Origin of the sequence: uncultured Sulfuricurvum sp. (assembly GCF_937936435.1) — a bacterium.
GTDB lineage: Bacteria > Campylobacterota > Campylobacteria > Campylobacterales > Sulfurimonadaceae > Sulfuricurvum.
On the sequence record NZ_CALDDG010000002.1, the window covers coordinates 1 to 24,538 of the forward strand.

Annotated in this window: 27 protein-coding genes; 17 read left to right on the forward strand and 10 right to left on the reverse strand. The window is 47.9% G+C overall.

Features of this window, described 5'->3' with window-relative positions:
• The first annotated feature begins 225 nt into the window (after positions 1-225).
• Together Q0389_RS00245 and Q0389_RS00250 are read left to right on the forward strand one after the other, a co-directional pair.
• A complete protein-coding gene (locus Q0389_RS00245; protein WP_298690234.1) occupies positions 226-933 on the forward strand; it encodes a Bax inhibitor-1/YccA family protein in 708 nt (235 codons plus the stop codon).
• Between the two features lie 25 nt (positions 934-958).
• The gene (locus Q0389_RS00250; RefSeq protein ID WP_298690237.1) at positions 959-1,339 is read left to right on the forward strand and encodes a thiamine-phosphate pyrophosphorylase; all 381 of its coding nucleotides are present in this window, start codon (positions 959-961) and stop codon (positions 1,337-1,339) included.
• A gap of 34 nt (positions 1,340-1,373) precedes the next feature.
• Here Q0389_RS00250 and Q0389_RS00255 read toward each other — a convergent pair whose 3' ends face one another.
• The 5 genes from Q0389_RS00255 to Q0389_RS00275 all read right to left on the reverse strand — a co-directional run bounded on the left by Q0389_RS00255 (position 1,374) and on the right by Q0389_RS00275 (position 5,138).
• Positions 1,374-1,748, reverse strand: a complete 375-nt coding sequence (locus Q0389_RS00255; protein ID WP_298690240.1) for a hypothetical protein — start codon at positions 1,746-1,748, stop codon at positions 1,374-1,376.
• Positions 1,749-1,913: 165 nt separating this feature from the next.
• Complete coding sequence (locus Q0389_RS00260; RefSeq protein WP_298690243.1) at positions 1,914-2,609, reverse strand: methyltransferase domain-containing protein; 696 nt, start codon at positions 2,607-2,609, stop codon at positions 1,914-1,916.
• Positions 2,606-3,400, reverse strand: coding sequence for a metal ABC transporter permease (locus Q0389_RS00265; protein WP_298690246.1), 795 nt, complete (start codon positions 3,398-3,400; stop codon positions 2,606-2,608). Before Q0389_RS00265 ends, Q0389_RS00260 begins: the two co-directional genes overlap by 4 nt.
• A gap of 14 nt (positions 3,401-3,414) precedes the next feature.
• Positions 3,415-4,176: a metal ABC transporter ATP-binding protein gene (locus tag Q0389_RS00270; protein ID WP_298690249.1), complete on the reverse strand. Its 762-nt coding sequence runs from the start codon at positions 4,174-4,176 to the stop codon at positions 3,415-3,417.
• A complete protein-coding gene (locus Q0389_RS00275; protein WP_298690252.1) occupies positions 4,167-5,138 on the reverse strand; it encodes a zinc ABC transporter substrate-binding protein in 972 nt (323 codons plus the stop codon). The genes Q0389_RS00270 and Q0389_RS00275 overlap by 10 nt, the downstream gene beginning before the upstream one ends.
• A gap of 86 nt (positions 5,139-5,224) precedes the next feature.
• Here Q0389_RS00275 and Q0389_RS00280 point away from each other — a divergent pair, with 86 nt between their 5' ends.
• The 5 genes from Q0389_RS00280 to Q0389_RS00300 all read left to right on the forward strand — a co-directional run bounded on the left by Q0389_RS00280 (position 5,225) and on the right by Q0389_RS00300 (position 7,627).
• Entirely contained in the window at positions 5,225-5,596 is a 372-nt protein-coding gene (locus Q0389_RS00280) for a transcriptional repressor (RefSeq protein ID WP_298690254.1), read from the forward strand.
• A gap of 205 nt (positions 5,597-5,801) precedes the next feature.
• Positions 5,802-6,119 (forward strand): preprotein translocase subunit SecG, encoded by a 318-nt coding sequence (secG, locus tag Q0389_RS00285; protein ID WP_298690257.1) that lies wholly within the window; start codon positions 5,802-5,804, stop codon positions 6,117-6,119.
• A 16-nt stretch (positions 6,120-6,135) separates the two neighbouring features.
• Complete coding sequence (gene frr / locus Q0389_RS00290; protein WP_298690260.1) at positions 6,136-6,693, forward strand: ribosome recycling factor; 558 nt, start codon at positions 6,136-6,138, stop codon at positions 6,691-6,693.
• Positions 6,694-6,697: 4 nt separating this feature from the next.
• Positions 6,698-7,306, forward strand: coding sequence for an orotate phosphoribosyltransferase (gene pyrE, locus Q0389_RS00295; RefSeq protein WP_298690263.1), 609 nt, complete (start codon positions 6,698-6,700; stop codon positions 7,304-7,306).
• A 3-nt stretch (positions 7,307-7,309) separates the two neighbouring features.
• Positions 7,310-7,627, forward strand: a complete 318-nt coding sequence (locus tag Q0389_RS00300) for a hypothetical protein (RefSeq protein ID WP_298690266.1) — start codon at positions 7,310-7,312, stop codon at positions 7,625-7,627.
• Here the strand turns inward: Q0389_RS00300 and Q0389_RS00305 are convergent.
• The gene (locus Q0389_RS00305; protein WP_298690270.1) at positions 7,624-9,234 is read right to left on the reverse strand and encodes a cation:proton antiporter; all 1,611 of its coding nucleotides are present in this window, start codon (positions 9,232-9,234) and stop codon (positions 7,624-7,626) included. The genes Q0389_RS00300 and Q0389_RS00305 overlap by 4 nt on opposite strands.
• A 230-nt stretch (positions 9,235-9,464) precedes the next feature.
• Between Q0389_RS00305 and Q0389_RS00310 the strand changes: the two genes are divergently transcribed.
• The 8 genes from Q0389_RS00310 to Q0389_RS00345 all read left to right on the forward strand — a co-directional run bounded on the left by Q0389_RS00310 (position 9,465) and on the right by Q0389_RS00345 (position 18,001).
• Entirely contained in the window at positions 9,465-11,093 is a 1,629-nt protein-coding gene (locus tag Q0389_RS00310) for a CTP synthase (RefSeq protein WP_298690273.1), read from the forward strand.
• On the forward strand, positions 11,077-12,672 hold the full coding sequence (recJ, locus tag Q0389_RS00315; RefSeq protein ID WP_298690479.1) for a single-stranded-DNA-specific exonuclease RecJ: 1,596 nt from the start codon (positions 11,077-11,079) through the stop codon (positions 12,670-12,672). The genes Q0389_RS00310 and recJ overlap by 17 nt, the downstream gene beginning before the upstream one ends.
• A complete protein-coding gene (locus tag Q0389_RS00320; protein WP_298690276.1) occupies positions 12,672-13,136 on the forward strand; it encodes a hypothetical protein in 465 nt (154 codons plus the stop codon). Before recJ ends, Q0389_RS00320 begins: the two co-directional genes overlap by 1 nt.
• 6 nt (positions 13,137-13,142) lie before the next feature.
• Entirely contained in the window at positions 13,143-14,183 is a 1,041-nt protein-coding gene (locus tag Q0389_RS00325; RefSeq protein WP_298690279.1) for a tetratricopeptide repeat protein, read from the forward strand.
• Positions 14,158-14,598 (forward strand): ribonuclease HI, encoded by a 441-nt coding sequence (gene rnhA, locus Q0389_RS00330; RefSeq protein ID WP_298690282.1) that lies wholly within the window; start codon positions 14,158-14,160, stop codon positions 14,596-14,598. The genes Q0389_RS00325 and rnhA overlap by 26 nt, the downstream gene beginning before the upstream one ends.
• Positions 14,591-15,271, forward strand: coding sequence for a ribonuclease III (gene rnc / locus Q0389_RS00335; RefSeq protein WP_298690285.1), 681 nt, complete (start codon positions 14,591-14,593; stop codon positions 15,269-15,271). The genes rnhA and rnc overlap by 8 nt, the downstream gene beginning before the upstream one ends.
• An 81-nt stretch (positions 15,272-15,352) precedes the next feature.
• Positions 15,353-16,429 (forward strand): chorismate synthase, encoded by a 1,077-nt coding sequence (gene aroC / locus Q0389_RS00340; RefSeq protein ID WP_298690290.1) that lies wholly within the window; start codon positions 15,353-15,355, stop codon positions 16,427-16,429.
• A 105-nt stretch (positions 16,430-16,534) separates the two neighbouring features.
• A complete protein-coding gene (locus tag Q0389_RS00345; protein WP_298690293.1) occupies positions 16,535-18,001 on the forward strand; it encodes a PhoH family protein in 1,467 nt (488 codons plus the stop codon).
• Positions 18,002-18,258: 257 nt separating this feature from the next.
• Here Q0389_RS00345 and Q0389_RS00350 read toward each other — a convergent pair whose 3' ends face one another.
• The 4 genes from Q0389_RS00350 to folE all read right to left on the reverse strand — a co-directional run bounded on the left by Q0389_RS00350 (position 18,259) and on the right by folE (position 22,487).
• A complete protein-coding gene (locus Q0389_RS00350) occupies positions 18,259-19,233 on the reverse strand; it encodes an iron-sulfur cluster assembly scaffold protein (RefSeq protein WP_298690296.1) in 975 nt (324 codons plus the stop codon).
• 12 nt (positions 19,234-19,245) lie between these two features.
• Positions 19,246-20,460, reverse strand: coding sequence for a NifS family cysteine desulfurase (locus Q0389_RS00355; RefSeq protein WP_298690299.1), 1,215 nt, complete (start codon positions 20,458-20,460; stop codon positions 19,246-19,248).
• A 128-nt stretch (positions 20,461-20,588) separates the two neighbouring features.
• The gene (fliI, locus tag Q0389_RS00360) at positions 20,589-21,896 is read right to left on the reverse strand and encodes a flagellar protein export ATPase FliI (protein WP_298690302.1); all 1,308 of its coding nucleotides are present in this window, start codon (positions 21,894-21,896) and stop codon (positions 20,589-20,591) included.
• A gap of 3 nt (positions 21,897-21,899) precedes the next feature.
• Positions 21,900-22,487 (reverse strand): GTP cyclohydrolase I FolE, encoded by a 588-nt coding sequence (folE, locus tag Q0389_RS00365; protein WP_298690305.1) that lies wholly within the window; start codon positions 22,485-22,487, stop codon positions 21,900-21,902.
• A gap of 147 nt (positions 22,488-22,634) precedes the next feature.
• Between folE and tig the strand changes: the two genes are divergently transcribed.
• Both tig and clpP read left to right on the forward strand, forming a co-directional pair.
• On the forward strand, positions 22,635-23,936 hold the full coding sequence (gene tig, locus Q0389_RS00370; RefSeq protein ID WP_298690308.1) for a trigger factor: 1,302 nt from the start codon (positions 22,635-22,637) through the stop codon (positions 23,934-23,936).
• Entirely contained in the window at positions 23,936-24,532 is a 597-nt protein-coding gene (clpP, locus tag Q0389_RS00375) for an ATP-dependent Clp endopeptidase proteolytic subunit ClpP (protein WP_298690311.1), read from the forward strand. The genes tig and clpP overlap by 1 nt, the downstream gene beginning before the upstream one ends.
• Positions 24,533-24,538 lie beyond the last annotated feature (6 nt).

Consider the following 24,538-nt stretch of genomic DNA (forward strand, 5'->3'; position numbering starts at 1 on the left):
GGACGGGAATTATAGGGGAAAATATCAAAGATGTCAAGAGGTTTTCGAAAGAAATTGTACTTTTTGTTAAAAAAGTTTTTTCTCCTCCTTTTATAGATTTCAAAAAGTAACTTAATACCCCGATTTTCATCATTTAAAACCGTGATTTATCTTTCTAACCAAATCAATGGTTAATGAAAGTAATGTATAATCACTCTCATAAATTACCTTATAAAGGAAGAAGCTATGGCTTTATATGATCGCGAATACGCACGAGAAGGTGCTTTTGGTTACGAGAGCGCGTACCGAGACGAAGCGCAGATCGTTACATTTGTAAAAGATACCTATAAATTGTTTGCGGCTTCAATGCTCGCCGGCGGTGTAGGTGCTTATGTCGGTATGCCCTTTGCAGGTGTTGTAGCGGCCAATTACTGGTGGATTGCCATTCCATGGATGCTCTTTGGAATGTTCGGTCTTCAAATGATTAAAAACAAACCGGGCGTGAATATGATCGGCTTGTTCGCGTTTACCTTTGCGAGCGGTGTCATCATCACTCCGCTTCTAAGCCATATCCTCGGAATGGCAGGCGGAGCGACCATTGTCGGAAATGCATTTTTTATGACGGCGGCATTGTTCGGCGGCCTAAGTTTTTTTGCCATTAAAAGTGCAAAAGACTTTACTACTTGGACAAAACCGATCGTTATCGCTTTCTTTATTATTATGGCGGTATCGTTGATCAACGTCTTTTTCTTGAAAAGTCCGATGCTATATGTAGCTATTCAGGCAATCTTTTTGCTTGTAATCAGTATCATGGTATTAATTGATACTCAAAATGTTATCCGCGGCGCATACGAAACACCAATGGACGGTGCAATTGCGCTCTATTTGGATTTCTTTAACCTTTTCATCACATTGCTTCAACTCTTCGGAATCTTCGGCAACAGTGACGACTAAACCATTTCCTCCGGAGCTTCTCCGGGTGGTCGATGCTAATCTCAACCGTCTCAAAGAAGGTATCCGTGTGATTGAGGATATAGCGCGCTATGTTCACAATGACAAGGATCTCGCCGCTTCGCTCAAAAGTCTCCGTCATCAATGCCGTATCGAACCGCTCGAACCATTACTCTCTTCTCGTGACAGTATTAACGACGTATTGCGTCCTACAACAACAAGCGAAATGAACCGCACCGATCTGCGCTCTATATTAATAGCAAATTATAAACGGGGACAAGAGTCTTCACGGGTTTTGGAAGAACTTTATAAAATAGTAGAGCCTGTATTGAGCGAGCGATTCAAACAGATCCGCTACGAGCTCTATACATTAGAAAAAAGAAACCTATTATCTGATTTGAACGACTAAGGCATTAAAGTTTGCTTCTATCGAGGCAGAATTTTTAATGACGACACTCGCCGTCATGACAATGGGTTTGTCTTTCGACATATTCATCGGAAATCTGAAGATTGGTACACGAATCAAGCAATCCATACAGTTCCATATCCGCTCCCGTAATATGACGGACAATATTTCCATCCCCGTCTATAAAAACAAACATCTCGTATTTATGCTCATTTTTCTTTATATGATGCGAAAAAATGACATATTCGGCTTTTTCAAGTTCAGGAAAATTATTACATGAAGCAATGTATTTTTCACACTCTTTGTTTATTTTTTTAATCTCCAGAAATTCTGATTGTATAGCATCTCGAAGGACAGGCATCAAATTTGGGATAACATCTTTTAGATTTGCATATTTTTCAATTCCTACCATGACTGTCTCCTTTGTTTTTATCTTGTAGCTGGATAGTATACCTCTTTAACTCAAAAAGATATACTGCTTTTCATTTAACATACTACTATAAATATGCGTTCAAATTTATCTTTTGATCCTCTACGTTTATACAGGTATAGCCCGACAACATCGACCGAATAAATTTTATACGGATTTAGACATTATAAATACAACCTCAAATTCGAGGTAATTCAGCGGATACATTTCCATCAGCCGTTTCATCCGTCCTACATCCAGCAGCCGACGCCCTCCGCTCACCCCGCTGCGCTTGATATAGCGAAACATCTCTCGAACCGAATCAAATTCTAATGTCGTGTGCAACACTTCAAACCGTGCATCCAAATGATGTTCGGCAATACTTATCACCTCTTCACTCGAGCGCAACAGCGGAGCGACATCGGCACATTCATGCAGGGTTTTAAACGTCCCCGCAGTGAAAACAGCCAACGAATAAGGGGTGTTAAAGCGGGCAATATTGCTCAAAACGGCTCCAAGATCATCCGCCCACTGCAATGCCGATGCCGAATAGATATGATCGAACGGCTCATCTTTCAGCGTATCGAATAATGTCGGATCGTTAAAGTCCCCCAAAATCAGTTCTACATTCGGCGACCGAGGGTGATACTCCAACATCGAGGCGGAAAAATCAATGCCGACGTAACGCTCGATTTCCCAATCGATCAATGAGTAAAGGGTCCCGTTTCCGCACCCCAGATCCAAGATACGTCTCGGACGATCTACCGTCGAGTCAACCAGTTTTTTGGCAACAAGACGCTGAATAACGTTGCGGCTGCCGTATTCGGCAGCGTATCGCGAAAATTCATGACACGCATTGCTCATCGACGGTTCACCGCCAATGCGATGACAAAGATGACTAGCAGACACAGCACTATTGCCGCACCGCTTGGGAGGGCGAAAATATAGGAGCCTATCAGTCCGATCACAACCGAGAGAAGTGCAATCAGTGCGGAGAGGATCGTCGTTTTAAAAAATCCCATCCCGAAACGGATCGCGGCCACCGGAGGGATTACCATCAATGCCCCGATCAGCAAGGTCCCGACAACGCGGATGGAGAGGGCGATGATGATTGCTATGACACTGACAAGCATGAAGTTGAGCAACGTTACCCGAATTCCTCCGGCACGTGCCACCTCTTCGTCAAAAGCGATGAAATAGAGCTCTTTAAAAAAAATCAGTAACAACGCCATCGCCAACGACCCGAATACCCCCATCACCCATAAATCTTCGTTACTCACCGAGAGGATCGAACCGAACAGGTAACTAAATAACGAGGCGTTAAACGATCCCGCCAATGAGACGATCACAATCGCAAGTGCGAGCGAACCCGACAGGAAGATCGCTAATATCGAATCCGAATACATGCCGTGGACACTGCGCAAATATTCGATGAGCCATGAAGCGACAAGCGAGGCCGCTACTGCCATCCACAACGGACTTAAACCGAACAACAGCCCTAAAGAGACTCCGACCAAGGAAACATGCGCCAGCGTTTCGCTCAAAAGCGAATAACGGCGCAACACGATAAACGATCCGCTGAGCGACGCCAAAAGGGCAATCATCAAACCGGCGATAAACGCACGCTGCATAAAAGGGTAATCAAACATTTCCATCTTATTCTATCCCCTTAATGGTTATGCGATACGACATGCGCCGGAGTACCGTAGAGACGGCTCATCTCGTCGCATCGGATCATTTCGGCCGGATTTTGGGAGACAAGGACCGTTTGGTTGATGAATAAAACGCTGGTGATGTCTTCGGCAATAACCCCGACATCGTGAGTAATAAAGAGAATAGACATTTTTTTCGTCCGGTTAAGATTGCGCAAAAGTTCATAAAAACGGTGCTGCGATTCGACATCGACTCCCGTATTGGGCTCATCGACGATCAAAACATCGGGGTTTGAAGCCAAAGCGCGTGCGATCATCACCCGTTGACGCTGTCCGCCGGAAAGATTACCGATAAGACGGTCTGACAAATCGCCGACTCCCATCAACTCCATCGCTTCAAGAATCGCAGCTTTGTCCTCGGCACTTTCAAATCCTAAAATTCCGCGCCCCGCATACCGTCCCATCGCGACAACCTCTCTGACCGTCGCCGGAAATGCCGTGTCGACCAATGCCGAACGTTGCGGTACATATCCGATTCGATTCCATGCCCGAAATCGTTTTTGCGTCGTTCCGAAAAGCTTGATCTCTCCCGATGAAGGTTTTTCCAATCCGAGCAAAAGACGAACCAACGTCGTTTTACCTCCACCGTTCGGGCCGATAATAGCACAATACTCCCCCGGTAAAATCCGAAAAGTCGCCTCTTTGATTACGGGATTTCCCTGTCGTTCAAAGCTGAGCTTGTTAACCTCGAATAAAGGGGGAGAAAATTTCAATGACACTCCAGCGCTTCTCTGAGTTTTGCAAGATTCTCTTGCATGATCGAGAGATAAGTTTGATGCGATTTTAACTCATCTTCACTGATATTCTCCAGCGGTTGCATGGACTCGGCATTGACGCCCGCTTCTTTGGCAATCGTCTGGGCGACATTGTCATTAACCAGTTCTTCAAAGAAGATCGTTTTTATCCCATGTTTTTTGACTAAATCGATAATCTCAGCGATGGTTTTTGCGCTCGGTTGTTCATCGGTCGAGAGTCCTATGACGGAGATATCTTCAAGATGATTGGCATGGGCAAGATAACCGAAAGCGTCATGATTAGAGACAAGCATGCGATTTTTACACTCGGATAATCCCGCCGTGTAGTCCGATTTCAGTTTTTGCAACTGTTTAATATAGTTGTCCGCATTTTGATGAAATACCTCTGCTTTCAAAGGAAGAATTTTCGAGAATTCATCATCAAACGTTTGCGTCATTTTGATCATGTTGTCGATATCGAGCCAATAATGCGGATCGTATTCTCCATGATGATGAGTTTCCTCTCCTTCAGCCTCGGCAGTGTGTCCACCGTGTTCATGTTCTTCTTCACTTTTCATCAATATGACATGTCGGCTCATATCGACGCTCTGCGTTGTGCCGGAAAGGGCATTTTTAAGGTTCTCGGCCCAGCTCTCAAATCCCGCTCCGTTATATACGAACAGTGCCGATTTGGAGATTTCGGCGACTTGAGCTGGATTAGGAGAAAACATATGCGCATCGCTCCCCAACGGAATAATAGAACGGACATCGATCGCATCGCCTGAAACTGCCTGAGCCGCTTCCAAAAGAGCATAGGTACTTACCGATACAATCGGTTTAGTCTCGCCGTATATTTGTTTTTTCTGCGGCTGCGGAGAAAAAAAAGTGATCCCGATTACGATTGCGGCGATCACACCGCCAAATACTATAAGCCGTTTTGTATCCATTGTTCAGCTTCCTCAATATAAAAATCGGGTATCATTCTAATGCAACTTAGTTGCAATAAACCTTAAAGTTAAGAAGTATTATCAAAATGAACCTTGATGAAAAAATAACGCTCAACGGATTTCGGCTGACCGCTCCGCGCAAAAAGATTCTCTCGATCCTGGGAGCGCAGCACCACCCTATCAGCTTTGAAGAGTATACCCTCATCGATCCCGCTATCGACAAAAGCACTTTTTACCGGACCATGCAGGCATTTGAAAAGGCCGATATCATCCACGGCATCGAATCGGATGAGGGCAAACGCTATTTTGAACTCTCCGAAAATGTCCATCCTCATTTCATTTGCCAGTCGTGCCGTACAATCGTCTGCTTAAGCCCCCAACCGATTATTTCACCTGATGGCTACATCATTGATTCCGTCGTGTATAAAGGGAAATGCCCCGAATGTTCTTCATCATGAATAGAAAAAATAGTAAGCTACCGCCGAAACGACGATAGCCGTCGCATACGCCAGTTTTTTTCTCGCGGTACATTTATGACACATCTCTCCATCCTTCTGCTTTCACTCAACGGATTCTAGTCTCTCTTGTTTTAAAGGAGGCTTCATTCCCCTCTTATCAACACTGTGCTATAATCGCGAACTTTTTATACTATTAAGGATTAACATGACAGGTATACTGCTCATCGTGCAGATCGCTTTGGTCGTTATGATCACCATCGCGGTACTGCTCCAAAAAAGCTCTAGCATCGGCTTGGGTGCTTATAGCGGCTCGAATGAATCGGTATTCGGGGCTAAAGGTCCGGGAAGCTTTTTAGCGAAAGTAACTTTTTTCCTCGGATTTGTTTTCGTCGTCAATACTATCGCTTTGGGCTATTTTTATGCTCAACAAAAAAATGCTTCGGTAGTCGATGCAATGGTTGAAAAAACCGATGTCGCCGCGCCGACAATCAATATCGTAAACGACACTAACACCACTAAATAAAGCAAGGGAGAATTTCATGCTAAACGAAGTGTATCAATTTTGTGAAGAAAAAATGCAAGGGAGTATTGATCATATGATCAGTAATTTCCGCACTCTTCGCACTGGAAAAGTAACGACCAAAATCCTCGATAACGTCCGTGTAGAGAGCTATGGTTCTCTCGTGCCGTTAGATCAGGCAGCCAGCGTTTTGGCGACCGATGCAACAACAATCACGATCAGCCCATGGGACAAATCGATGCTCAGCGTCATCGAAAAAGCGATCATGAAAGCCGATATCGGGGTCAATCCGAACAACAACGGAACCGACGTCAAGCTTTTCTTCCCTCCGATGACGATCGAACAACGCCAAGATACCGTTAAAAAAGCCAAAGGGATGGCAGAAGATGCCAAAGTCGGTGTTCGAAACGACCGTAAAAAAGCAAACGATAAAATCAAAGTACTCGAAAAAGACAAACTGGTAACACAGGATGAGTCGAAGGGTGCCCAGGATAAAGTCCAAAAAATCACCGACAAATACATCTCTAAAATCGAAGAATTGCTCAAAAACAAAGAGCAAGACATCATGACGGTCTAACTCTATGGATATCAAAGCTATCTATATGAATGCGAATGCCATGCTTGAAGGGCATTTCAAACTCAGCTCCGGCAACCATTCGCAATACTATCTCCAATCGGCAAAAGTTCTCGAAGATCCGAAAACGGCAAAACTCCTTGCCGATGCACTCGCGGCGAAAATTCAGGAGAACGGTATCGCCATCGATACCGTATGTGCTCCGGCTCTGGGCGGTCTAATCGCAGGGTTTGCCCTTGCAACCGCATTGGACAAACGCTCAATCTTTGCAGAACGGGTTAACGGCGAAATGCAAATCCGCCGCGGATTCGAGATCACTCCGGGTGAAAAAGTCCTCATCTGCGAAGACATCATCACTACCGGCGGTTCCGCGATGGAAGCGGCCAAAGCGATCGAAGCTCTCGGCGGAGAAGTAGTCGCATTTGCCGCACTGGCAAACCGCGGTTTCTGTAAACGCGACGGAAGCACTCTGGAGCGTAAGACCAATTGTGCATTGCCATCCGACAAACCTTTGTTTGCATTGGCCGATTTTGACTTCGAGATGTATGCACCGGAGAGTTGTCCGCTATGTGCAGACGGTTCCGAAGCGATCAAACCGGGTTCACGGGGAAATTAATCCATGTCTGCGAATCCTGAGAAGTTTAAAGTCGATATGGAGCATCTGCAAAAGGTGCAACGTACGCTTCGAAAAGCGGGCAATATTTTCCCGAACGAAAAAGAGCTGGTAGCCACCCTCGAAGAGCTTATCATCAAAGCCCAGGACGATAATTCGCTGAATACCTATTATCATATGGCGCAATATCTTAAACAACGGCTCAAAGAGTTGAAATCCCATCTGGAAAACCCTCTTGAAGCCGTCGATACCGCCATCGAGGATTTGGATTGGTCTATCCGCTATCTCCAGTGGCTCGTTAGCGAGCAACCGAAAGAAGCTTAAATTTTACATTGAAGCGCTTCCCCGACAAGGGTACGCGCGACCTCTTTTTTCCCATCGACCGTAACGGCGATAGGTAGATCGGAAAGAGCCTCTTTCTCTTCGAGGCTGACTACTTTTACAACCAATTTAACCTGTTTCGTATGCTTCAATATCGCTTCGCAAATCAGCCGTTTTTTCTCTAAATTATCCAAGGTTACAATGACACCTGCCGCCGTATCCAGACATAATAGATCTAGAATAGAAGGTTTCGCCATATCTCCGTAATAGGCTTCCTCACCCTCTTTCAACGCTTCCTGGACATGTTTGTAACTGTTATCGATAATAACGTATTGAATTCCGTGCTCGCGTAAATCTTTTGCGACAAACTTTCCGACGATGCTGTATCCGCAAACAATAAAATGGTTCTGTCGTACCGAGAGAGAACTAAAATCATCCGTAGAACCCGGTTCTTTGAAAAAAAGTTTTGTCACCCATTCGATCCGCTGCAAAATAAACGGGGTCAAAATCAACGATAAGACGACCGTCAATACCAACGTCTGCGATACCTGCTCATTCATCAGTTTATGGTTCCCTGCCAACGCGAAAATCGCAAAAGAAAACTCCCCGACCTGCGCTAATGCCATCGCCGTCTTCATCGCTGTTTTAACTTTGGTTGCGATACGGATAATCCAGAAAATAATAGCCGCTTTGATCATCAATATACCGATCAGAAGAGCAAATATTTCTCCGTAATGGTGCACAAAGAAAGCCAAATCGATCTTCATCCCGACCGTTACGAAAAACGTACCGAGCAACAAGTCTTTAAACGGAGCGATATCCGATTCGACTTTATGATGGTATTTCGTTTCGGCAATAATCATCCCGGCGATAAACGCTCCTAGCGAATAAGTAAATCCGAATCCGTGCGCAAGCAGCGAAGCACCGACGACAATCACCAATACCGATCCCATAAAAAGTTCTTCGACGTTGGACCGGGACGAAAAATGGAGCAGCCACGTCATCGCGCGCTTTCCGATGACAAACAACAAACTGACGATCATCACGGCACTGATGGCGGTGTTTTCGAGAACCTGCTGGAAATCTTCGCCGTCCGAACTCATAAAACCGATCAAAAGGAGAATCGGAATAACCGCGATATCCTGAAAAATCAAAATCCCCATCGCACTTTGTCCGTAGGGACGATGAATCTCTTTGGTCGCTTTGAGATGACTCAATACGACTGCCGTCGACGAGAGCGAGAGGGCCATCGCAATAATGATCGACGAGGAGACCTGTATTGCGAACAGATTATGGGCTAAATAATAAAACAAGACGGCGGAGACGACGACTTGCAGCAGTCCGTTGACAAAGACATCGCGTTTCATCGTCCCCAAACGCTGCAGCGACATCTCAAGCCCGATCGTAAACATCAGAAAAACAACCCCGAATTCCGCGATCAGCTCCAACGTATGCGAATCGGCCAAATGGCGCAGATCAAACAGATACGAAACCGCCACTCCGGTCAAAATATATCCGATAATCTGGGAGACGCCGAATTGTTTTAAAATAAGATTGACGATGACGGAGACTCCCAACGCCATTGTCACATAGTAGAGTGCTGATTCCACCGATTTCCTTTACATCACAAACCTATTACCGACCGCTTCTGCAATTGCCGAATCTTCGGATATTCAAATCCGCTATGACAACACACTATTTTTGCTTTCAAAGTAGCTTTTTATAAGTCTTAAAAGTATATAATACGTTCCTTAAGAAGAGCGGCAATTTGTCGACGTTTTGGATCATCACGACCCATTTAACCCCATCGTAAAAACGCTAAGAGCTAAGGAATGATTCAATGACCAAATATATTTTTGTAACCGGCGGAGTTCTGAGTTCACTCGGAAAAGGGATTACGGCAGCCAGTATCGGCGCACTTCTCAAACACTCCGGAAAACAAGTCGGAATGCTCAAAATCGATCCGTATATCAACGTCGACCCCGGAACCATGAGTCCACTTGAGCACGGCGAGGTATTCGTTACCAAAGACGGCGCCGAAACCGACCTCGACATCGGTAACTACGAACGATTCCTCGATGCTTCATTTCTCCGTACCAGCAACTTCACGACGGGACAGGTTTACAGCAGTGTTATCGAACGCGAGCGCAGCGGAGGATATCTGGGTCAAACGATCCAAGTCGTCCCCCACATCGTCGGCGAAATCGTCGATCGGATCAAAAAAGCGGGAGAAGGGCATGAGATCCTCGTCGTCGAACTCGGCGGCACCGTCGGTGATATCGAAGGGTTGCCGTATATGGAGGCGATCCGCATGATGAAACATGACGACGAGGTTGAGGGGACGTTCTTTATCCACGTAACCCTGATCCCGTTTATCAAAGCGGCAGGCGAACATAAAAGCAAACCGACTCAGCATTCGGTTCAGGAACTCCGCCGTATCGGAATCACACCTCAGATGATTATCGCCCGTAGCGAAGAGCGCCTACCGAAAACCTTTAAGAAAAAATTGGCACTCGCTTGCGATGTCAGCAGTGACAGCATCATCGAAGCGATGGACGAGCAGACGATTTATGCGGTTCCGCTCAGTTTCATGCAGCAAAATATTTTGGCTCCGATTGCCAAAGAACTCGAACTCGGCGAACTCAAACCCGACATGGAGCAATGGGATTCGTTGGTTAAAAAAATCGTTTCGCCAAAACATCATGTCACGATCGGTTTCGTCGGCAAATATCTGGAACTCAAAGAGTCGTATAAATCGTTGATCGAAGCGCTGATCCATTCGGGTGCGCATCTCGATACCCGTGTCGCGATACACTGGGTAGACAGTGAAAAAATCGAGACTTCGGGAGCGGAAGCGCTGCTGCGCGACTGCGATTCGGTCCTCGTGGCCGGAGGGTTCGGAAACCGTGGTGTAGAAGGGAAAATCGAAGCGATCCGCTATGCCCGCGAAAACCGTATTCCGTATTTGGGAATCTGTCTGGGGATGCAACTCTCGATCGTCGAGTATGCCCGCAATGTTCTGGGTTATGAAGACGCCAATTCAATCGAATTCAATCCGCAGACAACCCATCCGATGATCTACCTGATCGATAACTTCATCGACCAGTCGGGAGAAACCCAGCTGCGTACCCACACGTCACCGATGGGGGGAACACTCCGTCTGGGCGAATACCCGTGCCAAACCAAAGAAGGATCGAAACTGCGCGCCGCGTATAACGACGAAGCACTTATTTATGAGCGCCACCGTCACCGTTACGAAGCCAATCCAACGTATCGTGATGCACTCGAAGCGGCGGGGATGATTGTAACCGGCGAATCTCACGGATTGATCGAAGCGGTTGAAATTCCTGAGCATCCATGGTTTTTGGGAGTACAGTTCCATCCTGAATTTACCTCCCGCCTCCAAAGCCCGAATGCTTCTATTCTCGGGTTTGTCAAAGCGACATTTGAACATGCGAATCCTGCCTGAGGTCCCCCTTCTCGACCACAGCACTCTGGGAGATTATCTCTCCCGACGTTTTGATACACAAAGCGTCTCCCTCTCCGACATCCCTCATCCCAATCAGCTCAAAGATGCCGATAAAGCAGCCAAACGGCTGGCCAAAGCGATTCGCAACAAAGAGCGTATCGTCCTTGTAGGAGACTATGATGTCGACGGGGTCACCTCCACCGCCATCGTCAAACGTTTTTTCGACCTCATCCCCTACCCGCTAAGTACCGTCATCCCAAACCGTTTTACCGACGGATACGGTGTCTCTCGCAATGTTTTGGAACGGATTGATGCCGATGTCATCTTTACGGTCGATAACGGGATCAATGCTCACGAAGCGGCACAATTGTGCCGGGAACGGAATATCGATCTGATTATCACCGATCACCATACCCCTTCCGACACCCTTCCGGATGCCTATGCCATCGTCAACCCGAAACAGCACGATTGTCCTTACCCCTTCAAAGAGATATGCGGTGCTCAGGTGGGATGGCTTTTGATGGGGCTTATTAAGCATGAACTAGGCCTTGAGATCGATATGCGGCGCTTTTTCCCGTTCCTCGCCCTCGCCGTCATTGCCGATGTGATGCCGCTGATCGGAATCAACCGGGCCATCGTCAAAACAGGCTTGGACATGATGCAGCGTTCTCCTATGGCCCCGTTTGCCATGATCCGCGATTTTCTGAACCGTTCGGCGATCACCTCCGAAGACATCGCGTTTCAGATTGCACCGCGGATCAATTCTGCCGGACGGCTCGAAGATGCATCGATCGCTTTGGAGTTTTTGCTCGCCGATACGATGGAGCACGCGTATCATCAGTTTGAGATTCTCACCGCCCTCAATACCCTGCGCAAAGAGACCGAAGCGCAAACGACGGCCGAGGCGATGCTCTCCGTCTGCGAAAACGATACCGTCATCGTCGTTGCGGGCGAACACTGGAATGAAGGGGTGGTCGGAATCGTCGCATCCCGACTCGTAAACCACTTTCAAAAACCGGCCATTGTCCTGAGTATCCATAACGGCATCGCCAAAGGTTCCGGCAGAAGTATCGGAAATGTCGATCTTTATACTCTGATCAAGTCGCAAGAGCACCTCCTCGCCAAATTTGGCGGACATAAAATGGCAGCAGGATTATCGATGGATATCCACAATGTCGATGCATTCCGCACCGGGATCAATCAAGCGGCATCGACGATCGAACCGTCCGATTTTATCCCCGTAAACGATATCGTCGGAGAGCTGGAACATGAAAGTATCAATTTTCAGCTCTTAGAGCTGCTAGAGCGCTTTGAGCCTTACGGAGAAGGCAATCCCCGTCCCCGCTTTTTACTTCGCGATGCCGAAGTAATCAGCGTCAAACTTTTCGGAAGCGATCAATCTCACAGCCGTCTCGAACTGCGTCCCTCCCGTGTTAGTCCGAAAACACTGGAACTGGTCGCTTTCCGCCGTGCCCTCAGTGCTCCGGAAAATAAGAAAATGAGTTGCAGCTATACCGTCAACAAAAATGAATGGAACGGACGGGTCTCTTTACAGCTTATGGTTGAAAAAGTCTTTTGATGCTTCGCCCATTCATTGCCGTATGTCTCCTCTTTTTTATGTACGGATGCCAATCCCCAGAGCGTAATCTCCCTTATCCGCTCACCGTTACCGAGGACGGTCTGGGAGCCATCCATGCCGATACGCCGATGGATCTCATCCAGAGCAAACTGAGCGGCTTTAGCTTTGAGAAACTGAGCCGGATCACGCCGGAGCATCCCGAAATCATCGTGCAGCTCAAACGGGGAAGCAATGTTCTCGCCCAGATCGTCTCCGACCGGTCCGGCAAAAAAATATCTGCCATCGTCATCGTTTCCCCACTCATTACCAATCGGCATAACGAAGGGATAACCGGACAGTTGCGTTCTAACATTCCCCTCACCTGCGACGAGAACGGATGTTTCTATACCGATGAGCCATCCGTACGTTATCGGCTCGACCCCTCCGACAAAACGATCCGCGAAATTACCTATCAAAAGCTATAATACGCCATGGACACTTTTTTTATTGAATTTCGCGATCCTCTCTTCGGGATTGTCGTTTTTTTTATCCTCCTTTTTATCCTGTCGTTTTTAAGCTACTGGTGGGGGCGCTACAAAGCGGCCCGCGAGCACCGTGATCTCGAGTCCTTTTTAGGGAAATTCGAAGCGATAGGGGAAGCCCAGCTCACGGAGCAGGTACAAACGAACTCCCTCTCAAGCGAATCGTGGCTTTTGCTCGCACAAAGTTTTGAGCATCAGGGGAACTACGAGAAAAGCGTCGAGATATATCACGCCCTTTTATCCAAAAACCGCGATCCGATCTTTCAGAAAGATGCCCTCCTTCTCTTGGGAAAAAGCCTTTTCAAAGCCGGTTTTTTAGAACGTTCTCGCCAAACCTTTTTACAAATACTCCAGAATCACCCGCGCACCCCACAGGCGCTTCATTATCTGATATTGATTTACGAACAGCTCCAGCAATACGACAAGGCGCTGGAAGTGACCGAGTCGCTTCTGGAACTCTCTTCCGACACCGTCAATGAAAAACTCTATCTCGAATGCCGCATCCTCATAGGCGATCACCGTATCTCCATTGATGAAAAAGCAACACGGCTGATCGAGATTTATGAAACACACCATACTCTGGGCTATATGATTTTTGAGTGGCTTTTCACCTACCGTCCCCTTTTGGGATGGAAACATTTCGACCAGTCCCTCAGCTCACGGATCACCGATATTCTGTGGCGTACAGCGGATGACAATCTTGATTTGGATATAATTGCGAGCAACACCTATCTACGGGAGCTCTTCAGCGCCAAAGGATCCGTCGATCTGGCAAGCGGAAGCTCCTTGTTTGAGCTAGACACCCTGATCACTCTGCATCAATGCGGTGCGTCAAAAGCCACGTTACAGTTCGAGTACACGTGTGATAAGTGTAATATGATCTCTTTTTTACCGTTTCACCGCTGTCCGCACTGTCACGCCATCGACACGGTAGGGGTTATCATGAATCTGACAAAGGAACGGTTTGAAGGCAATAACTCTCTTCAGTGACGGCTCTGCGCTCGGGAACCCAGGACCGGGGGGCTACGGAGCGATCTTACGCTACGGTACGACCGAGAAAATCATCCGTGGGGGAGAGGCGCATACGACGAATAACCGTATGGAGCTCAAAGGGGTCATCGAAGGGCTCAGAGCCTTGAAAGAGCCCTGCGACGTCACTATTATTTCCGATTCCAGCTACGTGATCCGAGGGATCAATGAATGGTTGGAGGGGTGGATAAAACGCCGTTTTGCCAAAGTCAAAAATCCTGATCTTTGGCAGGAGTATATTGCCGTATCGTCTACGCACCGTATCAACGGCGTCTGGGTACGGGGGCATAACGGCCATCCCGAAAACGAACAATGCGACCAAATCGCCCGAGAAGAGGCAGAAAAATTTAAAAAAGGACTAAAGGCAAATGAATGATCTACACACCCTTCAAGAACAGCTAGGGTACTCTTTCCAAAACCAACAGCTCCTTATTGAAGCGCTGACGCATAAAAGCTACAAACAGCCCTACAATAATGAGCGGTTGGAATTTTTGGGAGACGCGGTACTCGATTTGATCGTCGGAGAATATCTCTATACCAAATTTCGCAATTACGATGAAGGAAAGCTCTCCAAGATGCGGGCGTCTCTCGTCAACGAAGAGGGGTTCACCTCGCTTGCGAACCACTTGGGACTTGGGGAATATATCTATCTCTCCAATGCCGAAGAAAACAACAGCGGGCGAACCAAGAGTTCTCTGCTGTCCAATGCGTTCGAAGCACTGATGGGGGCGATATATCTGGAAACGGGTCTGGGAAAAGTTCAGGAGATTACCGTCAAGCTTCTCGAACTCGTCCATCCGGATATTTCGCTCGATTCACTGTTTAAAGACTATAAAACCTCTCTACAAGAACTCACGCAGGCCCACTACGGGATTACTCCCGAATATCAGCTGATTGCCGCACACGGTCCCGATCACAAAAAAGAGTTCGAGGTTGCCGTTTTGATCGACGGCAAACGCTATGCCTCCGCACAAGGAAAAAGCAAAAAGCAAGCACAGCAGGAAGCGGCTCAAATCGCCCTTCAAATGCTCACCAAGGAATTAAAATGAAAAATCGGGCCCACTGCCGAAGTGAACTCAGCGTTAGCGTAGCCAAAGGGGGCTTTGCCCCCTTTGCGTTAGGAAATTAAAATGAACCGCTTCGGAGAACGTTTTACCATCAGCACTTTCGGAGAATCGCACGGAAAAGCGATCGGTTGTCTCATGGACGGTGTACCGGCGGGACTTCCTATCGATGAGAGTTTCATCCAAAGCGAACTTGATCGCCGCCGTCCCGGGCAAAACGAATTCGCTACCGCCCGCAAAGAGGCGGATAAAGTAGAAATCCTCAGCGGAACCTTCGAAGGGCTCAGCACCGGAACCCCTATCATGATGGTCATTTACAATACCGATCAAAAAAGCGGTGATTATTCCAACGTCAAAGATATCTTTCGCCCCGGACATGCCGATTTTACCTATATGCATAAATACGGCCTACGAGATTATCGCGGCGGCGGCCGCTCTTCGGCACGGGAAACGGCAGCGAGAGTAGCGGGCGGCGCGGTTGCCAAACTGATGCTCCGATCCCTCGGAATCACCTTTCAAAGCGGTATCAGCGCCATTCACGGAATCGAAGCACTCTCTCTCGATTTCACCTACCCGCCGAACAGTCCGATCTATGCGCTCGATCCCAACGTCGAAGAGGCACAAAAAGCCGCTATCTTGGAGGCCAAAAACGCTCACGATTCGGTCGGTGGAGTTGCTACCGTCAAAATTTCGGGTCTTCCGATCGGCTTGGGTGAGGGGTTGTACTACAAACTCGACGCCGTACTCGCCGAAGCGATGATGGGGATCAACGCCGTCAAAGCGGTCGAAATCGGCGAAGGGATCCATAGTACTCAGCTTCTCGCGTCACAAAACAACGATCCTATCAGCCCGAAAGGGTTTAAAACCAACCATGCCGGAGGCATTTTGGGTGGTATGAGCAACGGAGACGACGTACTTATCCGTGTCCATTTCAAACCGACCCCTTCGATTTTCATCGATCAGGAGAGCATCAACACTGCCAACGAAAGCGTCCATGTATCGCTCAAAGGGAGACATGACCCCTGCGTCGCGGTACGCGGCTCGGTCGTGGCCGAATCGATGGCAGCGCTCGTCATCGCTGATATGCTTTTACTCAATATGGGACGTACGATGAGCGGGGTAGAGGGGTATTACCGAAAGTAGGCGACACGCCCTCCTTTAGCCCCCTTTTTCCTCCCTGAGAAGAAACGTATCCGTCTTTAAGCTTTCTTTGACTACCATTTAGAATTCCTATACAAAGGGTTCTTTGTGACCAGTCCGATTCAAAACTGCTACCTCCTAGATACCTCCGTAATTTTAGACGATCCGACCAACATTCTACGAATCAGCGATGAGAACCAAAACGGTATCCTTATCACGAACATCGTTTTGGCAGAGCTCAACAGTAAAAAAGACGATATGCGCTCTGAAGCGGGGTTCCAGGCCCGTGAGTTTTTTCGCCTTGCCGATGCGGCATGGGGGGAACCGATCAGTTCGGTAGAGTTACCGCGATGCGTTCAGGATCGGATCGATCTCTCTTTATGTCAGCATGACCGTTACTACCGTCTCTCCCTTAATTTCGACCGTTCTTTGCACGGGGGAGAAGAGAACCTCATCGATTTGTTTATCGTCCACCGCGAGCACTACCGCGTCTCGAACAATTTTTCAGAACCCAAAGGGCTTAATGACGCCAAAATCGGCGAAATCGCCGACGATTACGATCTAACCCTCCTCAGTAACGACATGTCGTTTCGCATCGCCGCGGAAATACGGGGTATCCGCACCCAAAGCATCCGCAACAGCAGCGTCGAAGCACCTGAAAAAATCGACTTCTCCTATACGTACGAGTACGAAGAAACTCCCCTGCTTCCGGCTGAACCTCAGCACCATAACTTCGATCAGATCACCTTTATCCAAAAAGCGCTCAGTAGCGCATCCGAGATGTACGAAACCGGAATCCAGCGCCACGCCTTCTGCATCAACAACCAAATCGAATGGTGCGACTTCGACCGCCGTTTCGGAGAACATTTCAACGAAGAGCTTGTCCGTCCACTGAATCTGGAGCAAAAGTTTTATTATGCGATGATGACCCACCCGCAAAACTATGTTACCGTTGTCGCCGGTTCCACCGGATCGGGGAAAACGCTGGTTGCATTGCAGGCGGGACTGGAACTTGTCGAAGAGGGGATTGTCGAGGGGATCGTTTATGCCCGAAACACCGTCACCTCGAACGACCAGCAAGCCGAACTCGGCTTCCGCAAAGGGGATGAAGAGCAGAAATTGGGCTTTTTCATGTATCCGCTTTATGCCGCGGTCAATTTTACCATCGAGCACCAAAGCAAATACTCCATCGATGCACGGGTAGAATATACAGGCAACACCAACTCGGTCAAACGGGAAAATGCAACCGAAGTGTTTATGAAAAAATACAACATCGAGGTCATGGATATCGCCCATATGCGCGGGACGACGATTTCGCGTAAATTCGTCATTATCGACGAAGCCCAAAACATGACCAATGCCACCCTGAAACTGATCGGAACCCGGATGGGAGATGAGACCCGCCTCGTCGTCATGGGAGATCCCGGACAAATTGACCATCCGTTCCTCTCCAAACGCCGCAATGCGCTGGTCAGCTTGCTCAACAAAGCGCAGCATAACAATTTTATCGCCGGTATTCAGCTACGTCATACGATACGTTCACAGGTAGCGGATTGGTTTGATAAGAACTTTTAATTCTTTTCTTGTCGCCAAGAAAAGAAACAAAAGAAGCGCATCTCTCCGGCAAAACGTTCACGCGACTCTTGGCATTTCTGCCACCGTGCGTGGCTTTCAAAGATGATGGAAAGACAAAGTTATTCTTAATAATGCCCCAAAAATTTACCTAGAGCCCAACCGCTGGCAGAAGTGCCAAAGCGGTTGGAAGCGTTTTATTGAGGGGGCGATTTTCTTTTGGTACTTTTCTTATGAAAAAGAAAAGTACAGAGAGGAACTTAGATAGGAAGAACGCGGATTTTTTGAGAAAGTTTTTCTTTGAGTGTCGCTTCGATCGCATACAACGTTCCGGTACTCGAACTCGCACATCCGTTACAGGCGCCCAAATAGCGGATATAGACATCGATATACTCCGGGGAGTCTTTGATGTCGATAACTTCCATGTTTCCGCCGTCCATGACGAGGAATTGACGGATCGAATCATCGATAACACTGTCTATCGCTTTGATTTTCTGAACCAGTGTCATCGCTTCGAAATCACCGTGAGTTCCCGCATCTGCCGCCGCACGCATTTTTTCCTGATCCATTTCGGCACGAACGTCCGCTAGGATATCGACGAGATAATATTCGCGTGCTTCATGCCCGCCCGGTTTGATACAGGATTTACAGAATCCGCCCGCTTTCGTATAGTCGGTGATCTGCTCGACTGTTTTCAGGTCATTGAGTTTGATCACTTCACGAAGCGTTCCCAAACTGACACGGGCACATTCGCACACGATGATCTCGTCTTCGAAACTTGATTCGTCGACGCCGAGATACAATCCTGCCGCTTTTTTGATAACGTCATACGCCATAACCGAACAGTGCATTTTTTGCGGTGGAACAGCCGGCGTTTCGGGATCGTCGCGGAGGGCGAATTCGACATCGATATTGGTGATTTTGACCGCTTCTTGAACCGTTTTCCCGATACAAAGCTCTGTCATCATATCCGAAGAGGCGATAGCCGTTCCGCATCCGAAACTTTTAAACTTCGATTTGACGATCGTGTCGGTTGCCGGATCGACTTCCCAATACAACCGTACCGCGTCACCGCAGCTCTCCGCTCCGAAATCGGCAACGATCAGCTTGTGTCCCGCAGCTGCAGCTTCCTCTTCCGTAATTTCCCCCTGATGCTGAGGGTTGTTCATCAATGTTGTTACTTTATTTGAGTACTGATCCCAGAGGGATCCGCCCAATAGGTCGTTTTTAGCCATAATAGATTCCTTTTAATGATGGATATTGCATTCGCCGGCTTCACCGCCGGGGGTTGGTTGTACTTTCGCATATGAGCTTGAAATCGCACGCAAACGGGAGACTGCCGCTTTAAAATGGTCGATTACATAATCGACCTCTTCATCGGTCGTAAATCGGCTCAGACTGAGGCGAATCCCGGTATGTGCCAGCTCATGGTCGGCACCGATCGCCAACATTACCGTATTGGCTTCCAAATCTTCGCTCGCACAGGCTGAACCCGTCGATGCACCGATAAGAGCATTGTTCAAATCCCACAGCATCCCTTCTCCTTCGACGCCGCGAATCGAGATAAGAATCGTGTTCGGAGTGCGGTTGTCACGGTTCCCGACGGTAAAAACATCATCGAGCGTAGAGAGAAGTGCATCTTCGAGACGGTCACGTTTCGCCCGGATCGATGCCATTTTTTCTTCGATATTATCGGTTGCGAGTTCGATCGCTTTACCCATACCGATAATATAAGGGACATTCAGGGTTCCGGAACGGCGTCCCCCCATATGCTCTCCCCCGTGCAGCAATGGTGTAAGCTCTTCGGAGTTGCGGATATAAAGGGCTCCGATCCCTTTGGGACCGTGAAACTTATGCGCCGACATCGACATAAAATCGACATGAACCTCTTGCATATCGACAGGGATTTTTCCGACAGCCTGAACGCCGTCCGTATGGAAAAGAACCCCTTTCTCTTTACAGATTTCACCGATCTCTTTGATCGGAAAAATCATTCCGGTTTCATTATTCGCCCACATGACCGATACCAATGCCGTTTTATCCGTGATGAAACTGCGGAGAGTATGGGCTTCGACGATCCCTTGGTCATTCACCGGAAGATAGGTCACTTTGACACCCTGTTCTTCGAGGAACCGACAGGTGGAAAGGACGGAGGGGTGCTCGACCTCTGTGGTCACGATATGGTTTTTATCCCCGTTGAGGATTTTGTCAACCCATACCGATTTGAGAACCCAGTTGTTTGACTCTGTCGCGCATGAGGTAAAAATGATATCGTCGTCATCGCTTGCGTTGATCGCTTTGTACATTTGGTTGATCGCTTTGGTAATCGCCGGATGGGATGCCGTACCGAATCGGTGAAGCGAGTTGGGATTTCCGTAAACCTCACTGAAGAACGGAACCATCGCCTCAACGACTGCAGGATCGACCATCGTTGTCGCGTTATTGTCCAAATAGACTTGCATTGTATGCTCCTAAAATCGAGTTTCAAATAAAAGACAAAAATTATCTTGTTTAACTTTTAGGATGATAGTGCAATCGACGTTATAGCAACCTTAAAAGATTTTTATGTTTAGGATTTTTTAAGGAGCGGTCAACTCCCCATCAATGCGATGATTTGATCGACCGTTTCTTGGTATGAAGAGATACTCATCGCCTCTTGAGAGAGAAACTGTTCCATCTTCTCTTTTTTACCGATCGCTTCATCCAGCTCCCGGTCCGTTCCCCGCACATACGCGCCGATACGGATAAGCATTTCGTTCTCTTTCAGCAAGGTATAGAGACGGCGAAACCGGCGAACGGCGGCCAAATGTTCGGGAGTGATGATATCGTTCATGACCCGTGAGGCTGAATTGAGAATATGAATCGGCGGATAGATACCGAAATCGGTCAATTCTCGGGAGAGGACGATATGACCGTCGAGAATCGAGCGGGATTGGTCGGCAATCGGATCGCTCAGATCGTCCCCTTCGACCAAAACGGTAAAAAAAGCGGTAATAGAACCGTTGCCTTCCTCTTTACCGGCACGCTCCATCAGTTGGGGCAACAATGTCAACGATGATGGAGGATACCCTTTAGAAGTCGGGGGTTCGCCCAATGCCAGACCGATTTCCCGCTGCGCCATCGCAAAACGGGTCACGGAATCCATCATGAACAATACGTCTTTCCCCTGCGCTTTGAAATATTCCGCAACACTCATCGCACTGAAAGCTCCGTATTTACGCATCAACGGCGAATCGTCCGATGTCGCTACGACCAATACCGTATTCTCCAAATTTCCGCCGAGGCTTTTTTCGATGAATTCGGGAACCTCGCGCCCCCGTTCACCGATCAGGGCGACCACTTTGATCGGAGCATCGGCACCGCGGACGATCATCCCCATCAAGGTCGATTTTCCGACCCCGCTTCCGGCGAAAATGCCGAGCTTCTGCCCTTTTCCGCACGTCAGCAATCCGTCTATCGTTTTAACGCCGACACTGAAAGGGACATCGATCATCCCCCGCTTCATCGCGGCAATCGGGGCTTTGATAATAGATTCGAAATGAGTACCGCCGATTGGCCCTTTGCCGTCGATCGGATTCATAAACGGATCGACGACCCGCCCTAACAGCCCTTCTCCTACTTCGATCATCATCCCGCTCTGATTCGGATAAATCTTGTCTCCCGCCCGAAACCCTTCGACAAAACGAAACGGCGTGATAAAAAAACGGTTTCGCTCTACTTCGCTCACCATCCCCAAAGCTTCCGTACCGCTCACTTCCGAAACCATCAAAACCGTATCCCCGATACTGACATGCAGCCCTTCGGCGACGATCACCGTCGGGCTGATTTTCGTAATCGTGCCGAATACGGTCGTGAGTTTTTCGACTCCGAGACGGCTGCGCAGCTTTTTTAAAGGCATCGGCTAGTAGCGGTTACCGCTGGAGGAGTTGATAAGGCTGAAAAATTCCATTCGGGTCTTTTCATCCCGCTTAAACAACCCGCGCAATGCGCTCGACGTCGTCGTCGAACTGATTTTTTCCACACCGCGCATCTCCATACACATATGACGCGCCTGCACGACGACGGCAACCCCTTTGGGTTCGATCGCTTCCATCAGCGCATCGGCGATCTGCTCGGTGAGCTGCTCCTGAATCTGCATCCGTCGGGCGAATACGTCGACAACGCGGGGAATTTTAGACAAACCGACCACTTTCCCGTTCGGGATATACGCCACGTGAGCCCGTCCGATAATCGGTAGAAGATGGTGTTCGCAGGTCGAATAAAACTCGATATCTTTGATAAGAACCATCTCATCGTTGGAACTTTCGAACATGGCAGAATTTAAAATCGTCTGCGGATCTTCGCGATAGCCCCCAAACATAAATTCGTACGCTTTCAAAACACGCCCGGGCGTTTTTTCCAACCCTTCACGCTCCACGTCTTCGCCGACATAACGGATCATCGTTTTGACCGCTTCTTCAAAATCTTTCGGTTCTACTTTTTGTGACATTCTTCTCTCGCACTCTATTTTTATCACTTTAGCACCTTTTAGCTGAGGCTTGGATGAGCAAATAGACTTCTTCATAGACTTGTTAGGACTTTTTGGATATTATTGCCACCATTTAGTCCACAGTGACACAACAGGAAAAGGGATTCAATGCAAATTACAACCAATAAAATCGACTCGGCTAATGCTAAAATCAATGCAGCCATCACACGCGGAACAATCGACGCAAACGTTGAAAAAATCGCTAACCAGCTCTCTAAAGAGGCTAAAATAGCCGGTTTCCGAAAAGGAAAAGTACCTGTAAGCGCTGTCAAAAAACAATATGGCGAACGTCTTGTTCAAGATGCTGAAGCACAAGCTTTGCGCGACCTATTGGATCAAGGGCTTAAAGCAATGGAAATCGCTGCGGATACGCTTATCGGAGAACCGCAAATTGCTAAATTTGAAAAAAATGAAAACGGCATCGATGTAGAAGTGGTTATTGCAACTCGTCCGGCTATCACCCTTGGTGACTACGCAGCAATGGTTCCCGAAGTAAGCAAACCTGCTATTGACGATACCGCAATTATGGCGCGTATTGAAGAGCTTGCATCAGCTCAAGCACCATTGGTCAACGTCGACGAAGACCGTGCACTCGTAAGCGGTGACACGGCACTGATCGACTTCGAAGGGTTTGTTGACGGCGAAGCGTTCGAAGGGGGAAAAGCTGAAAATTTCGGTCTTCGTTTGGGCAGCGGCCAATTCATCCCGGGATTTGAAGATCAAGTTATCGGTATGAAAAAAGATGAAGAAAAAACCATCGATGTTACTTTCCCTGAAAACTACGGCGGAGCTAAACTTGCGGGCAAACCGGCACAGTTTAAAGTAAAAGTAAACGCTATCCAAACCAAAGAAGCGGTTGTAGTCGACGATGAATTGGCAAAGAAAATGCTGCCAGGCGATGAAAACGCAACACTTGAAACGCTCAAAGAAAAAGTAAAAGAACAACTCCAGAGCGAAGAGATGAGCAAACTTTATAACGATGAGCTTAAACCAAATCTAATGGAAACTTTTGTGAGCGCATTCACCATCGATCTTCCTGAATTTATTGTTGAACAAGAGATGGACATGGCCTTGAACAAAAAAGCGCGCGAGATGAGCGAAAGTGAGATCGAAGAGCTCCGCAACGATGCCGAAAAAGTAAAAACAATGCGCGAAACGTTCCGTGACGATGCGTGCCGTGCCGTTAAAGCGACCTTCATCGTCGATGCATTGGCAAAAGCTGAAAACGTCATCGTAAACGAACAAGAATTGATGCAAACCATCTACTTCGAAGCGATGCAAATGGGTCAAGATCCTGCGGCAGTTTACAAACACTACCAAGAATCAGGCTATCTTCCGGCAATCCAAATGGCGATGATCGAAGATCGCGTGTTGAGCAAATTGCTTAACGACAAAATCAAAGAGGCGTAATGAGCTACATTCCTTACGTTATCGAGAAAACGGGACGCGGTGAACGCTCATACGATATCTATTCGCGTCTTCTCAAAGACCGTATCATCATGCTCAGCGGTGAAGTAAACGACCCGGTAGCCTCATCTATCGTCGCTCAGCTTCTTTTTTTGGAAGCGGAAGACCCTCAAAAAGACATCTACTTCTACATCAACTCTCCCGGCGGCGTTATTACCTCGGGGATGGCGATCTATGATACAATGAACTATATCCGCCCGGATGTTTGTACCATCTGTATCGGCCAAGCAGCATCGATGGGGGCATTTTTGCTCAGTTCTGGAGCAAAAGGGAAACGTTACGCCCTCCCACATGCACGTATCATGATCCATCAGCCTCTCGGCGGTGCTCAGGGACAGGCAACCGATATCGAGATTCAAGCCAAAGAAATTTTGCGGATGAAGTCGGAATTGAACGAGATTTTGGCCAAAAACTGCGGTCAAAGTGTCAAGAAGCTTGAAAAAGATACCGATCGCGATAATTTCATGTCAGCCGCAGAAGCGGTGAGTTATGGTATTATTGACGAAGTTTTAATTCAAAAAGAAAAAGAAGAGAAGTAAAGGCTA